Origin of the sequence: Actinoplanes ianthinogenes (assembly GCF_018324205.1) — a bacterium.
Taxonomy (GTDB): Bacteria; Actinomycetota; Actinomycetes; order Mycobacteriales; family Micromonosporaceae; genus Actinoplanes; species Actinoplanes ianthinogenes.
This window is the reverse complement of the sequence record NZ_AP023356.1, coordinates 8,967,573-8,981,459: the sequence shown is the minus strand read 5'-3', so window position 1 is coordinate 8,981,459 and position 13,887 is coordinate 8,967,573. Positions and strand designations below refer to the sequence as shown.

Genomic DNA, 13,887 nt, shown 5'->3' with positions numbered 1-13,887 from the left:
GCGTCACGGCAACTCGCCCCAGCGGGACCGCAGTTCGTCGAGCGTCGGCATCGCCACCGCGCCGCCGGGGCGTTCGCAGACCAGCGCGGCGACGGCGAGTGCGAATGCCAGGTCGGCCTTCCAGCGGGCGGGTCCCCCGGGCGGCCCGGCGGTCAGCCACCGGTGGATCAGGGCGGCCATGACCGAGTCGCCCGCGCCGGTGGCGTCGATCGCGGCGACGACCGGCGCGGGTATCTGCGCCACCCCGGCCGGGCCGTCGAGCCAGGCGCCGTGGGGCCCCTGCGTGACCACCACGGCGCGGGCGCCGATCGTCCGCAACCGGGCCGCGGCCTGCGCGACGGTCGCCCCGCCGTACAGCACGGCCACGTCGGCGGAGCTGAGTTTCACCAGGTCGGCGGTGGCGGCGAACTCCTCGGCCAGGCGCCGCAGCCGGTCCACGGCGGCGGTGTCCGGCAGCAGGCTCGGACGCACGTTGGGGTCGAAGACCTTCAGCGGGCCCGGCGTGGTCCAGGCCCGCACGGCCGTCCCGCGGAACGGCTCGCGCAGCAGGCTGATCGAGCCGGTGTAGAGCACGGCCGCGCCGGCCACCAGATCCGTGTCGAGGTCGGCCTGCTCCAGCAGCGCGTACGACGGCGGCTCGCCGTAGAACCGGAACTGCGGTTCGGCGCCGGTGAACGTGGTCATGGCCAGCGTCGTCGCCGTTCCCGAGCGGCGCACGCCGCCCACGCCGACCCCGGCGGCGGCGAGGAACCGCTCCGCCCGGTCGGCCCAGACGTCGTCGCCGAGCGACCCGACGAACTCGGCATGGCCGCCGAGGCGGGCCACGCCCACGGCGACGTTGAACGGCGCCCCGCCGAGCACCGGCCGGTAGGTCCGCTCGTCACCGGTCCCCGTCTCCAGCAGATCCACCAGCGCCTCACCCATCACGACGGCATGAGCCACGGCGGCCTCAGCCCGCCTCGGGCGCCGGCGCCGCACCGGTCATGATCGCGACTGCCTCGGACATGGTGTGTGACTTCGGGGTGATCACCGCGGCGCGGCGGCCGAGGCGCTGGATGTGGATCCGATCGGCCACCTCGAAGACGTGCGGCATGTTGTGGCTGATCAGGATGACCGGCAGGCCCCGGTCGCGGACGTCGCGGATCAGTTGGAGCACCCGGTTGCCCTCCTTGACGCCGAGCGCGGCGGTCGGCTCGTCGAGGATGACCACCTTGCTGCCGAACGCGGCCGACCGGGCCACGGCGACGGCCTGGCGCTGGCCGCCGGAGAGCGACTCGACGGCCTGGCCGATGTTCTGGAGGGTGGCCACGCCCAGTTCGCTCATGTGCCGCCGGGCCTCGGTACGCATGCGGGGCTTGTCGAGCATGCGGAACACCGTGCCGAGCGGACCCTTGCGGCGCACCTCGCGACCGAGGAACAGGTTGTCGGCGATGTCCAGGCCGGGCGCGACGGCCAGGGTCTGGTAGACGGTCTCGATGCCGGCCGCGCGCGCGTCCATCGGCGTACGGAAATGGACTTGCTCGCCGTCCAGGAAGATCTCCCCGCTGTCCGGCACGAGCGCGCCGGACAGCGCCTTGATCAGGCTCGACTTCCCGGCGCCGTTGTCACCGATCACGGCGAGGATCTCACCCGGGTAGAGCTCCAGGTCGGCGCCGTCGATCGCCACGACCCTGCCGTACCGTTTGGTCAGGCCTCTGGCCCGCAGGACCGGCGTGCCCACGGTGGTCATGCCTTCACCTTCCTGATCCACTGGTCGAGGGAGACGGCGATCAGGACCAGCAGGCCGATCGCGAAACCTTGCCAGACCACCTCGACGCCGGCCAGTTGCAGGCCGTTGCGGAAGACTCCGACGATCAGCGCGCCGATCAGCGTGCCGATCACGCTGCCGCGACCGCCGAACAGGCTGGCGCCGCCGAGCACGACCGCGGTGATCGAGTCGAGGTTGTAGTCGGTGCCCACGTTCGGACTCGCCGAGGCGAGCCGGCCGATGAGGATCCAGCCGGCCACGGCGTAGAGCAGGCCGGCGACGGTGTAGACGGAGAACAGCACCCGCCCGGTCCGGATGCCGGCCAGCCGGGCCGCCTCGGTGTCGTCACCGGTGGCGTAGACGTGCTTGCCCCACGCGGTGGAACCGAGCGCGTAGAAGAAGACGGCGAACAGCAGCAGCATGATGACGCTGCCGTAGGTGAGCCGGAACGCGCCGATGGGGAACGTGGTGCCGGTCCAGGTCATCAGGTCGGGCATGTCCGCGCCGCGCACGGTCGCACTGCCGCTGACCACCGCGTTGAGGGAGAAGAAGATCGTCAGCGTGCCGAGGGTGACGATGAACGGTGGCAGCTTGAGCCGGGTCACCAGCAGTCCGTTGATCGCGCCCATGGCGGTGCCGCAGGCCAGCCCGGTGAGCAGGGCGAGCAGGCCCGGCATGCCGGCTTTGACGCAGAAGTTGGCCATCAGGATCGAGGAGAAGACCGCGATGGCTCCGGCCGACAGGTCGATGCCGGCGGTCAGGATGATCAGGGTCTGGCCGAGGGCGAGCGCCGCGATCACGGTGACCTGGGCCAGGACGAGGGAGAGGTTCGGCGCGGAGAAGAACCGGGGGTTCACGATCGAGAACCCGATCACCGCGACGATCAGCACGGCCAGCGGGCCGAGGACCGGGTTCGCGTGCAGTGCGTGCTGCACGCGCAGGCCGAGCGAGTCGTGGCGCCGTATCTCGAAGTCGGGTGTCCGATCGGCCGGCGGCGGTTCCGCCGCGAGCGCGGCGCCGGAGGACGGGTGATTACTCATCGGCATTCCTCAGGATCGATGTAGGCAGGTGTGGCCGGGTCAGCCCCAGCAGTTCTGCTTGCCCCAGGCGGAGTCCTTGGCGTCGACGCCGGTCTGCGGGGCGTCGGTGATCAGCTGCACGCCGGTGTCGACGAAGTCCTTGCCGGCGGTGGCCTGCGGCTTGGTGCCGTCCTTCGCGTAAGCGGCGATGGCGTCCACGCCCATCTGCGCCATCTTCAGCGGGAACTGCATCGACGTCGCGCCGATGACGCCCTTCGTCACGTTGTCCACGCCGGGGCAGCCACCGTCGACCGACACGATGGTGACGTCCTTCTCCTTGCCCGCGGCCTTGAGCGCCAGGTACGCGCCGGCCGCCGCGGGCTCGTTGATCGTGTAGACCAGGTTGATCGACGGATCCTTCTGGAGCAGGTTCTCCATCGCGGTGCGGCCGCCGTCCTCCGCCCCGTTGGTCACGTCGTGCCCGGCGATGCGCGGGTCCGCCTCGTCCCCGATCTTCGTCTTGTCCTTGACGTCCACCCCGAAGCCCTCCAGGAAGCCCTGGTCACGCTGGACGTCGACGGAGACCTGGTTGGGGTTGAGGTCCAGCATGGCGATCTTGGCGGTCTTGCCGTCCTTGGCGAACTTCGCCTTCGCCCACTGGCCGATCAGCAGCCCGGCATGGTAGTTGTCGGTGGCGAAGGTGGCGTCGACGGCGGTGGCCGGGTCGGTCGGCGTGTCCAGGGCGATGACCAGCATGCCCGCCTGCCGCGCCTTGTCGATCGAGGGCACGATCGCCTTCGAGTCGTTCGGCGTGATGAGGAAGCCCTTGGCGCCGGCGGAGATCAGGTTCTCGATCGCCTGCACCTGGGCCTCGTTGTCGCCGTCCTGCTTGCCGGCGAAGGTCTGCAACTCCAGGCCCTGGTCCGCGGCCGCGGCCTGGGCGCCCTCCTTCATCTTGACGAAGAACGGGTTGGTGTCGGTCTTGGTGATCAGCCCGACCGTGGTCTTGCCACCCGAGCCGCCGTCCGAGCTGTTCGAGCCGCCGCACGCGGCGAGCGAGAGGGCCAGGGTCATGGCGGCGCCGATCGCGAGAGCGGGGCGGGCCGGGACGCGGCCGAAAGAGAACGAGGGGAGCACCGTGCCTCCTGAATTCGTCGACGGGAGCGTTGCTCGCTGTGTCCGAGACAACGTTGTCCGGCAGTAAACGCGTCGATGGACGGGGCTGTCAACAGCAGGTTTCGCGGACATTTCCGTCGATTGCGTGAGCTAAGCGTGCCGCGTTCGCCGAAACGGGGTACCGATTGAGACAACGTTGTCTCGGTGGAGGCGGTGTGGGAGCCTGTAGCGGTGTCCGAAGAGCCAAGAGTCAGCGCCGGCCGGCCGACGATGCGCGACGTGGCCAGTGCGGCCGGCGTCAGCATCAAGACCGTGTCCAGGGTGGTCAACGGCGAGACCACCGTGTCTCCCGTGCTGGCCGGCAAGGTGCAGGACGCGATCGACCGCCTGCGCTACCGCCCCGACATCGGGGCCAGCACGTTGCGGCGCAGCGATCGCCGGACCGAGACCATCGCGCTGCTCCTGGAGGACGTGGGCAACCCGTTCTCCGCGGCCCTGCATCGCGCGGTCGAGGACGAGGCGCGGGCGCGCGGCGTCCAGGTGCTCACCGCCAGCCTCGACGAGGACCCGCACCGCGAGCGGGAGCTGATCCGGACCTTCACGATGCGACGGGTGGACGGGCTCATCATCGCGCCGGTCAGCACCGACCAGGGCACCCTGCACAGCGAGTTGCAGACCGACGTGCCGATGGTCTTTGTGGACCGTCCCGGCCACGGCGTGCCCGCCGACTCGGTGCTCGCCACCAACGTCACCGGCGCGTCCGAAGCCGTACGCCACCTCGTCGCGCACGGCCACCGCGCCATCGCCTACCTGGGCGACTACACGCGGATTCCCACAGCCCGGCTGCGCCACGAGGGCTACCTCGCCGCCCTGGGCGAGGCCGGCATCCCGGCCGATCCGCGGCTGATCGTGCACGACCTGCACACCGACACGGCCGCCGAGAGCATGGTGATGTCCCTGCTGCGCCGCCCGCAGCCGCCCACCGCCCTGTTCACCAGCCAGAACCTGGTGACGATCGGGGCCGTTCGCGCGTTGCGCCGGCTACAGCTGCACCGGGAGATCGCGCTGATCGGCTTCGACGACTTCCCGATGGCCGACCTGCTGGAACCGGCCGTCACCGTGGTGGCCCAGGACCCGGCGATGATGGGCCGGATCGCGGCGCAGGCGCTGTTCCGCCGCATCGACGGCGACACCGGCGCCCCCGAGGAGTTCTGGATCCCCACCACGTTCGTACGCCGCGGCTCCGGCGAGCTGCCGCCGAGCCCACCGTCACCGCGCGCCACGACCGCCCTCTGAGCCGGCGCTGAGGCCCCGGGCGGCTGGTGCGTGCCTGACAAGATCTGCCCATGGGTCTCAAGCGTTTCTTCAGCGGCAACCAGCGGTCCGAACCCGCGGAGGTCGTCCCTCAGGACACCCCCGATGACCTGCTGGCGATGCTGGCGTTGCTGGACCGGGACGGGTTCAGTCCCGACATCGTGGCCTGGCTGGACCCGGCCCGGGGCCGCGAGGACTTCCAGGCCCTGGCCCGGAAAGGGCTGGTGAGGGAGAACATCCCGACACTGTGGGCGGTCGATCCGGCGGCCGCGACGGCCGCGAAGAACAAGGATGTCAGCGCGGGCGTGATCGACCGGCGCATCGCGCACGTGGTCGAGGCGCTCCAGCTGATCCTCGAGGCGCAGCGCCGGGGCAGCGCGAGCGTGGCCTCGCTGTTCGAGCTGATGCGGCACGCCTCGTCCCTCTTCGAGGCGTTCACGCTGGTCTCGGGTCGCGGGCTGGCCCGGGAGTCGATCTGGCCGGTGGGTCAGATCATGATCTGGACGACCCTGGAGCTCCAGGCGCACACCGGCGCCGCGGAGGCGAACGAGCTCGCCGCGTCGGTCATCGCCACGTTCCGCACGAATATCGGCGAGCAGAACGAGTACGCGTTGAGCGTGGCCGCGGCCCTGAGCAGCGTCCACGAGGACGCCGAGGACTGGGCGCGAACGGTGGACGTGCTGGAATGGGTCTGCGCCGGGTTCGCCCACGAGCTCGGCCCCGACGCCGAGCAGACCGTGACCGCCGAGGTGAACCTCGCGAACGCATACACCAATCTGGGTCGCCCCGGGCAGGCCGTAGACCTGCTCACCGGGACACTGGCCCGGCACCTGCGCTCCCACCCGGACAGCGACGGCCAGGGCCCGGCGATCCTGAACCAGCTGGCGCGTGCGTATCGTGCGGACGGTCGCGACAAAGAGGCAATTCCGATTTTCGTACGCGCGATGGCCGCGCTCGGCGACCCGGACGAGGTCTGGCTGGGCCTGGGCGTGGAGCTGATCAAGGCTTACCGTGCGACCGGCGACGATGAGCGGGCCGATGCCCTCTACGCCCGGGTGATGGCCGCCGCGAAGGCGAAGTGGGGAGACTTCGACCCGGACGCGCTGCCGTAGGTAATTCATCGACATGTGTCAGCGTCCCGAGACTGGGTATGCCCATCGGAATGCGGGCCGTACCTGTGCGCGGAGCGGACCGCGTGCCCGGGCTCACCCGGCGCGCGGTCCGGCTGCTGGTCCTGCTCGGCTTGGCCGTCGCGGCCTACCTGATGCTGATGGTCTTCGACCGGGCGGCGCACGCCGACCCCGGATCGGACGATGGACCGCTGGATCACGCCGTCACGGCAGTCCCGATCGACTCGGCCCCGGCCAAGGCAGCCGCCGCCAAGGCCGTCTCCCATGCGAAGTCCACCGCGGCCGCCACAAAGACCCATGCAACGAAGAGCCGCCAGCTGACCGGCAAGGTGCCCCCGATCCGCAGGCCGAAGGCTCCCACCGCCGCACCCCGCACGCCGAAAGCCCACGTCAGCGCGCCCCGCACACCGAAGGCCCACGCTGCCGAGCCCCGGACACTGCGCAAGAATCAGACGCCGCGCCTCCGGCTGAGCGAGACAGTCCGCCAGGCACGCACCACGACAAAGCAGGCGCACCAGCTGACCTCCAAGGCCGACCGCCGGGCGCGCGCCACAACGCAGCAGGCCCCCCAACTCGCCGCGACCGACCGCCGGGTGCGCGCCACTGCGGGAAACGCTCACCAGCTCACCGCCAAGACGGACCGCCGGGTGCGCGCCACAACGCGGCAGGTCCACCAGCTCGCATCCGAGACCGACCTCCAAGTGCGAGTCACGGCGAAGACCGCTCACCAGCTCACCGCCGAGACGAACCGCCAGGTGCGGGTTGCGGCCACGCAGGTTCACCAGCTCGCCGCCGAGACCGACCGCCGGGTGCGCGCCACAACGCAGCAGACCTACCAGCTCACGTCCGTGGCGGACCGCCAAGTGCGAACCAGCACGGACCAGATCCTTCGGGTCGCTTCCGAGGCCGACCGCCACCTGCGCGCCACGACGAAGCAGGTCCAGCAGCTCGTGTCTGAGACGAGCCGGGACGCGCTCGCGCTCGTGGAGACGACCGTCGCCCGGCAGCCCCTGCCGCACCCAGGCATGCTTCCCCCGCTTCCCGAGCCGGGCATATCCCCCGCTCTCCCGGACATGCCGCAGCCCAGCCTGCCGCAGGCACCGCCGCCCGCGCCCACCCTGCCTTCAGAGGTCTCCGGCGTCGCGGTCGCCCACCAGCCGCCCGCAGTCGCCCACCCGCCGCTCGCCCGGGCCACCGCCCCGCAGATGGTCTATCAGTTCCGAGCGTCGGTGTTCGGAACCTCGTCCAGGGTGACCGAGCAACCCGCGCGCCACTCCGGACCGCGCTCAGCGCCGCCCGCAGCCCCGTCGCGACAACCCGCCGACCAGCCGACGACGAGCGGGCAAGGAGCACGCGACTCCGGCAGCGGCGCCGCGTCCACCACGGGCATCGTCTCGTCGCCGTGGCGGCCCGAGGTCACGACCTCCGGCGGATGCTCCTCCACTCACCTCCTCCCCCACGGGCGCACCGTCTGCCACCCGGGTCCGCCCCGCTGACCCGACCTCCCTTCAGGGATCCCGGAAACCGACCGGCTCCAGGCCGGCCATCCCGAAGCTTTCGCCCTGGCTGGGAGGCCATCGTGATCCGCATTCTGCTCGTCGAACCGCTGACCATGCTCCGCGGCGCCCTCGCCGCGACCCTGACCCAGGAGGACGACCTCGACGTGGTCGCCGACCTGGACACGCTCGATGCCGCACTGGACATGGCCCGCGCCGTGTCACCCGATGTCGCCGTCATCAACATCGCGCTCCTCGCCGGTGCGGGCCTGACGACGTTCGCCCGTTTCACCGCCGGGCATCCGGGCTGCGCCACCCTGGCGCTGGCCGGCCCGGACGAGCCGGTCCTGCTGAACCGGGCCCTCGACCGGCGGGTCGACGGCGTCGTCAGCACCCAGGCCGCCCCCGGTGAGCTGATCCGCGGCATCCGCCGGCTCGTGCGGGGGGAACGCGTCGTCGACGCGACCCTCGCCGTGGCGATGGTGACGGCGCCGCGCAGTCCCCTGTCGGCGCGCGAGGTCAGCGTGCTCAGCGCGGCCGCGTCCGGGGTGCCGTCCACCGAGGTCGCCGCCGAGCTGCACCTGAGTCCCGGCACCGTGCGCAACTACATCTCCGCGATCCTGCGCAAGACCGGCGCCCGCAACCGCCTGGAGGCGGTCCGCCTCGCCGAGAGCTGTGGGTGGCTGTCGTGAGCGACGGGCCGCAGCCGCACCTGGCGGGGTGCGGCTGCGGCGGCCGTTGCGGTGCATGCTCGAGGGTCAGCCCTGGCCGAGCAGCGCCAGGATGGCGTTGAGCAGTGCGGCCAGGCCACCCGCGGTCGGGGTGCCGTCGAGCAGGTGGGTGATCGCGCACAGCAGGTTGCCGAGCAGGTTGCCGGGCGCCTGGACCGCGGTGATCAGCAGATGCACCTGGTTCAGATCGATCACCAGGCCGAGCAGATCGAGGTGCAGCGGCCCGAGCACGAGATTGAGCACCTGACAGGTCGCCGCGGCGATGGACACCGGCAAGCTGACCGTCCGTGAGACGGTGCCGACCGTGTCGCCGGACGCGTCGCGGACCGTGCCGGCCAGCACGCCGGTGGCCACCACGTTTCCGTCCCGCGTCGCGAACGTGGTGGGTGTGAAGGTGCCCGCGAAGGATCCGCCGTCGGCGGACGTGCCGGTGATCGGTGTGGCGAGGGCGGTCACGGGCGGTGCGGCGGCCCGGGCGCGCGGAGCGGCGCCGGCCACCCCCGCACTCGTGAAGGTGAATCCCAGGGCCGTGATCACCAGGACGGCGAGCATCGAGAGCCGTTGCCGATGTGTCATGGTTCCTCCTGCCGAGAACGGTTGCGCTGTCATCGGCAAGCCTCGTCCCCGGCGGGAGATCAACCCAGTGAGCGCTGTCATCAACTGACGGTGAGCACAGTCAGCAGTTCCCGCTGACATTTGTCACGGTGAGGCCCGGAGACACCGAGCCAGGATCCCTATCAAGCAAGTAGGCGGTATAGGTTAAGGCCGCACCGGTGAGAGGCGCTGCCGATCATCCGCCGACCGCCGCCCGGAGTCCCCATGCGTCTGGAACAGCTCGAATACCTCGTCGCCGTCAGCAAGCACGGCTCGCTGCGCCGCGCGAGCGAGCACCTGCACATCTCGCAGCCCGCGCTCAGCGAGGCCATCGTCAAGCTGGAACGCGAACTCGGCGTCACGCTGCTCGACCGGCGGCGCTCCGGCGCCCAGATCAGTCACGCCGGCCGTGACCTGCTGCAACCCATGGGTGAGGTGCTCGACGCGGTCGCCCGGCTGCGCGCCGCCGCCGGCGACCAGCTCGCCTCGCGCCGGCTGCTGCGCGTCGGGACGGTCAACGCCGGCACGGCCACCCTGCTGCTCCCGGCGCTGCGCGCGTTCCAGACGCAGCATCCCAGCTCGCTCGTCGAGGTGTGCAACCTCCAGCAGGACGACATCTACCGCCGCGTCACCGAGGGCACGCTGGAGGTCGGACTGGTCAACCTGCTCGACGGCGACGACGTCCCACCGGAGCTCGATCACACCACGCTGACGACCGGTCGCCCGGTGGCGGTCATCCCGGCCGGGCACCCGCTCGCCGACCGCGGCGAGGTCAGCGCCGACGATCTCCGCGGCGAGCACTTCGTGGCGATGCGCGCCGGGTATCTGATGCACCGCTTCGCGCACCGGCTCTTCGGCGACGACCTGCCGCTGGAATGGTACGCCGCGGACGGCGCGGAGATGGGCAAGATAATGGTCGCGCAAGGCATCGGCATCACCCTGCTGCCGGATTACAGCGTGACCGGCGACCCGCTGGAACGCGCCGGGCTCCTCGTCGCCCGCCCGCTCACCGGCGACCGTACGTCGGTGACCATGGTTGCGGTCCGGCGCCGGCAGTCGCGGGTCCCGGCCGTGGTCCAGGACATGATCCACCACTTACGGCACGGCCGACGTAGCATACAAGGCCTACCTGCGTGATAGGTTTTGGTGATCGCCGGTAAGGCAATCGGTATTGGACGTCCGCGCCGCCGGCGGCACATCCTGATGTCCGATCATCAATTTCCTTCCGAAGGGCGTTCCTCATGGGAATCGTTCTGCACTGGTTCCTGCCCACCAACGGCGACTCCCGCACCGACCTCAGCCTCGGCAACGCGGTCGGCGTCGAGGGCAGCCGGGTGACCGGTGACGGCGGCACCGAGCGTGCGCCCGGCATCTCGTACATCGGCCAGATCGCCCGCTCCGCCGAACTGCTCGGTTTCGCCGGCGCACTGACCCCGACCAGTTCCTGGTGCGAGGACGCCTGGGTGATGACCGCCGGGCTGACCCAGGTCACCGAGCGGTTCACGTTCCTGGTCGCGGCCCGCCCGGGCCTGATGTCGCCCACCCTCGCGGCCCACATGGCGGCGACCTACCAGCGGATCTCCGGCGGCCGGCTGCTGCTCAACATCGTGACCGGTGGCGACGACGCCGAACAGCGCCGGTTCGGCGACCACCTGAGCAAGGTCGAGCGCTACACCCGGGCCGGCGAGTTCCTGCACGTGTTCCGCGAGCTGTGGAGCGGCGAGAGCGTCGACTTCAGCGGTGAGCACTACGACATCCGGGATGCCCGGATCATCCCGTCGGCGGTCCGGCCGGACATCTACCTGGGCGGCTCCTCCCCCGCGGCGGTCGACGTCGCCGCCGCGTACGCCGATGTCTATCTGACCTGGGGTGAACCGCCCGCCGCGGTCGCCGAGAAGATCGACCTGGTCCGCCGGCGGGCCAAGGAGGCCGGCCGGGATCTGCGGTTCGGCATCCGTCTGCACGTCATCGCCCGGGAGACCGCCGACGAGGCGTGGGCGCAGGCTGACCGGCTGCTCGCCGGGCTCGACGAGGCCGCGATCGAGCGCGCCCAGGCGATCCAGCGGGCGTCCGGGTCCGAGGGCCAGCGCCGGATGACCGCGCTGCACGGCGGACGCACCGACGCGCTGGTGGTCTCGCCCAACCTGTGGGCCGGCGTCGGGCTGGTCCGCGGCGGCGCCGGGACCGCGCTGGTCGGCAGCCACGAGGAGGTCGCCGACCGGATCGCCGAGTACCACGACCTCGGCATCGACGAGTTCATCCTGTCCGGCTACCCGCACCTGGAAGAGGCCTACCGCGTCGGCGAGGGGGTGATCCCGGTGCTGCGAGGCCGGGGATTGCTGGCCGCGCCGCGGTCCGATCACCGATTCACGGAGGTTTGAGCATGCCCACCGATCCGACGACCGAGCCGCTGCGGTTCGCGTACTGGGTGCCCAACGTCAGCGGCGGGCTCGTCACCAGCACGATCGAGCAGCGCACCGACTGGTCCTACGACTACAACCTGAAGCTCGCACGGCTCGCCGAACAGGCCGGATTCGAGTACGCGCTCAGCCAGGTCCGCTACACCGCCAGCTACGGCGCCGAGTTCCAGCACGAGTCGACCAGCTTCAGCCTGGCCCTGCTGCTGGGTACCGAGCGGCTCAAGCTGATCGCCGCCGTGCACCCCGGGCTGTGGCACCCGGCGGTGCTGGCCAAGTGGGTCGCCACCGCCGATCACCTGTCCCACGGCCGGGTGGCGGTCAACGTCGTCTCCGGCTGGTTCGCCGACGAGTTCCGGCAGCTGGGCGAGCCGTGGCTGGAGCACGACGAGCGGTACCGTCGCAGCGCCGAGTTCATCACCGCGCTCAAGCGCATCTGGACCGAGGACGAGGCGAACCTGGCCGGCGACTTCTACCGGATCCGTGACTTCAGCCTCAAGCCCAAGCCGCTGTCGTGGCCGGGGCGCCCGCACCCGGAGATCTTCCAGGGCGGCAACTCCAGCGCCGCGCGCCGCAACGGCGGACGGCTCTCGGACTGGTACTTCTCCAACGGCAAGGACTTCGACGGCGTACGGGAACAGCTCACCGACCTGGAGAAGCACGCCGCCGCGGCAGGGCGTACCGACGGGCCCCGGTTCGGCCTCAACGGCTTCGTGATCGTTCGCGACACCGAGAAGGAGGCCTAGGACCAGCTACGCGAGATCATCGCCAACGCGCACGTCGAGGCCGTCGAGGGCTTCGGCTCGGCGGTCAAGCAGGCCGGCCAGTCGACCGGTGACAAGAAGGGCATGTGGGCCGACTCCTCGTTCGAGGACCTGGTGCAGTACAACGACGGATTCCGGACCCAATTGATCGGTACGCCGGAGCAGGTCGCCACCCGCATCGTGGAGTACCGCAAGCTCGGCGTGGACCTGATCCTGGCCGGCTTCCTGCACTACCACGAGGAGATCGAGCGGTTCGGCCGCGACGTGCTCCCGATCGTCCGCGAGCTGGAGGTCGCCGCCGGCCTCGACCCGTCCGCCCTGCCCGCACTCCCTGACGACGGGCAGGTGTAGCCGTGTCAGCTTCCGAATTCCGCCGTGCCATGGGCCACTTCGCCACCGGCGTCACCGTGGTCACCTCGGTGAACGCCGCCGGTGAGCCGGTCGGCACGACCGCCAGCGCGGTCAGCTCACTGTCGCTGGACCCGCCGCTGGTCCTGGTCTGTTTCGACCGGGCGAGCCAGACTCTGGAGGCCATCCGCGGGCACGGCGCCTTCGTGGTCAACGTGCTGGCGGCCCCGCAGCGTCACCTGTCGGCCGCCTTCGCCCGGCGCGGATCCGCCAGTGCGTGGGACGGCGTCGGTCACCGGCCGGGCACGAGCGGCAGCCCCCACCTGCACGACGTGCTCGCCTCCCTGGAGTGCACGGTCGAGCACCGGCTGCCCGGTGGCGATCACGAGATCGTGGTCGGCCGCGTCGGCGAGGTCGAGGTGACCGACAGCGACGCCACGCCGCTGCTGTACTGGCGCGGCGCGTACGCGGACCTCGGCGTGCCCGCATGTCTCAGCCGCGCCGCAGGCTGACGAGCCGGCCGTTGAGAGGTTGCCGGGGGCGGTTGTTGTCCGGGTAGCCGCGATAACCGGGGAATCGGGCGATCACGTCGTGCAGGTGGGTCACCGCGTCGGGTGCGACGTGGCCCCCGTCAGCGAGCACCGTCCAGCGCACGCCCTCGGTACAGCCGGGCGTGGTGAGCGACCCGCTGTACGTGTAGAACGAGTCGACTCGCGTCGGGCCGCCGGAGTTCGTGCTGACGCCTGCGATGCACCGGAACAGCGCCGCCGGGCTGGCTTCACCGGCGTCGGCCTCCTCGCCGGCGGTTTCCGGCGCCGAGCGGAGAATCCTGTCGAGCACCGCGTTGGAGTCCGGGCCGCGGCGATAGAAGACGCCGACGACGGCGGTGGCGCCCTGGGCGTTCTGGTGGACGAAGTGCGCCTCCACATCGGCCCGCCGCCCGTCGACGGCGTGCTCCGACGGCGCATGGAAGTGGTACTGCGTCAGGTGGTATTGATCGCCGCCGAGCCGCATCGTGCTCACGACACCGTCCGGGATCGGCACCTCCACCACATGCCCGGTGTTCTCGACGACGAGTCCGGACGGCCGGTAGTCGAGCACCAACGGCGAGCCGCGGTAGGCGCCCACCCGATCGGTCCGGATGTCGATCGGGGACTGACTCGTGCCCTGCGTCTGGTTTTCACCTGACACTGTGCGCTCCGTGCGGCGGG

The 13,887-nt window shown here is 71.0% G+C and carries 15 protein-coding genes; 9 read left to right on the top strand and 6 right to left on the bottom strand.

Features of this window, described 5'->3' with window-relative positions; genetic code table 11:
- Positions 1 to 3: 3 nt before the first annotated feature.
- The 4 genes from Aiant_RS40610 to Aiant_RS40595 are packed head-to-tail and all read right to left on the bottom strand — an operon-like array spanning position 4 to position 3,903.
- A complete protein-coding gene (locus tag Aiant_RS40610) occupies positions 4 to 942 on the bottom strand; it encodes a PfkB family carbohydrate kinase (protein WP_189329961.1) in 939 nt (312 codons plus the stop codon).
- 7 nt (positions 943 to 949) lie between these two features.
- Entirely contained in the window at positions 950 to 1,720 is a 771-nt protein-coding gene (locus Aiant_RS40605; RefSeq protein ID WP_212847326.1) for an ATP-binding cassette domain-containing protein, read from the bottom strand.
- Between the two features lie 5 nt (positions 1,721 to 1,725).
- The gene (locus Aiant_RS40600) at positions 1,726 to 2,787 is read right to left on the bottom strand and encodes an ABC transporter permease (protein ID WP_189329959.1); all 1,062 of its coding nucleotides are present in this window, start codon (positions 2,785 to 2,787) and stop codon (positions 1,726 to 1,728) included.
- 39 nt (positions 2,788 to 2,826) lie between these two features.
- On the bottom strand, positions 2,827 to 3,903 hold the full coding sequence (locus Aiant_RS40595) for a sugar ABC transporter substrate-binding protein (RefSeq protein WP_229829957.1): 1,077 nt from the start codon (positions 3,901 to 3,903) through the stop codon (positions 2,827 to 2,829).
- A 210-nt stretch (positions 3,904 to 4,113) separates the two neighbouring features.
- On the opposite strand from Aiant_RS40595, the gene Aiant_RS40590 reads away from it, so the two are divergent.
- The 4 genes from Aiant_RS40590 (at position 4,114) to Aiant_RS40575 (ending at position 8,514) form a co-directional block, all read left to right on the top strand.
- Positions 4,114 to 5,178, top strand: a complete 1,065-nt coding sequence (locus tag Aiant_RS40590; RefSeq protein WP_229829956.1) for a LacI family DNA-binding transcriptional regulator — start codon at positions 4,114 to 4,116, stop codon at positions 5,176 to 5,178.
- 50 nt (positions 5,179 to 5,228) lie between these two features.
- Entirely contained in the window at positions 5,229 to 6,308 is a 1,080-nt protein-coding gene (locus tag Aiant_RS40585; protein WP_189329958.1) for a tetratricopeptide repeat protein, read from the top strand.
- An 83-nt stretch (positions 6,309 to 6,391) separates the two neighbouring features.
- Positions 6,392 to 7,822: a hypothetical protein gene (locus Aiant_RS40580; RefSeq protein WP_189329957.1), complete on the top strand. Its 1,431-nt coding sequence runs from the start codon at positions 6,392 to 6,394 to the stop codon at positions 7,820 to 7,822.
- 83 nt (positions 7,823 to 7,905) lie between these two features.
- Positions 7,906 to 8,514, top strand: coding sequence for a response regulator transcription factor (locus tag Aiant_RS40575; RefSeq protein ID WP_189329956.1), 609 nt, complete (start codon positions 7,906 to 7,908; stop codon positions 8,512 to 8,514).
- A gap of 66 nt (positions 8,515 to 8,580) precedes the next feature.
- Here the strand turns inward: Aiant_RS40575 and Aiant_RS40570 are convergent, their stop codons facing one another.
- Entirely contained in the window at positions 8,581 to 9,129 is a 549-nt protein-coding gene (locus Aiant_RS40570) for a hypothetical protein (protein WP_189329955.1), read from the bottom strand.
- A 243-nt stretch (positions 9,130 to 9,372) separates the two neighbouring features.
- Here Aiant_RS40570 and Aiant_RS40565 point away from each other — a divergent pair, with 243 nt between their 5' ends.
- From Aiant_RS40565 to Aiant_RS40545, 5 genes are all read left to right on the top strand, one after another.
- Complete coding sequence (locus tag Aiant_RS40565; protein WP_189329954.1) at positions 9,373 to 10,284, top strand: LysR family transcriptional regulator; 912 nt, start codon at positions 9,373 to 9,375, stop codon at positions 10,282 to 10,284.
- 104 nt (positions 10,285 to 10,388) lie between these two features.
- Positions 10,389 to 11,528, top strand: a complete 1,140-nt coding sequence (locus tag Aiant_RS40560) for an LLM class flavin-dependent oxidoreductase (RefSeq protein ID WP_189329953.1) — start codon at positions 10,389 to 10,391, stop codon at positions 11,526 to 11,528.
- A gap of 2 nt (positions 11,529 to 11,530) precedes the next feature.
- On the top strand, positions 11,531 to 12,310 hold the full coding sequence (gene sfnG, locus Aiant_RS40555) for a dimethylsulfone monooxygenase SfnG (RefSeq protein ID WP_212846731.1): 780 nt from the start codon (positions 11,531 to 11,533) through the stop codon (positions 12,308 to 12,310).
- A gap of 102 nt (positions 12,311 to 12,412) precedes the next feature.
- Positions 12,413 to 12,679, top strand: a complete 267-nt coding sequence (locus Aiant_RS40550; protein WP_212846730.1) for a hypothetical protein — start codon at positions 12,413 to 12,415, stop codon at positions 12,677 to 12,679.
- Between the two features lie 2 nt (positions 12,680 to 12,681).
- Positions 12,682 to 13,188 (top strand): flavin reductase family protein, encoded by a 507-nt coding sequence (locus Aiant_RS40545; protein WP_212846729.1) that lies wholly within the window; start codon positions 12,682 to 12,684, stop codon positions 13,186 to 13,188.
- On the opposite strand, the gene Aiant_RS40540 is transcribed toward Aiant_RS40545, so the two are convergent.
- On the bottom strand, positions 13,169 to 13,867 hold the full coding sequence (locus Aiant_RS40540) for a carbonic anhydrase family protein (protein ID WP_189329952.1): 699 nt from the start codon (positions 13,865 to 13,867) through the stop codon (positions 13,169 to 13,171). The two genes, Aiant_RS40545 and Aiant_RS40540, sit on opposite strands and share 20 nt — an antisense overlap.
- Positions 13,868 to 13,887: the final 20 nt, after the last annotated feature.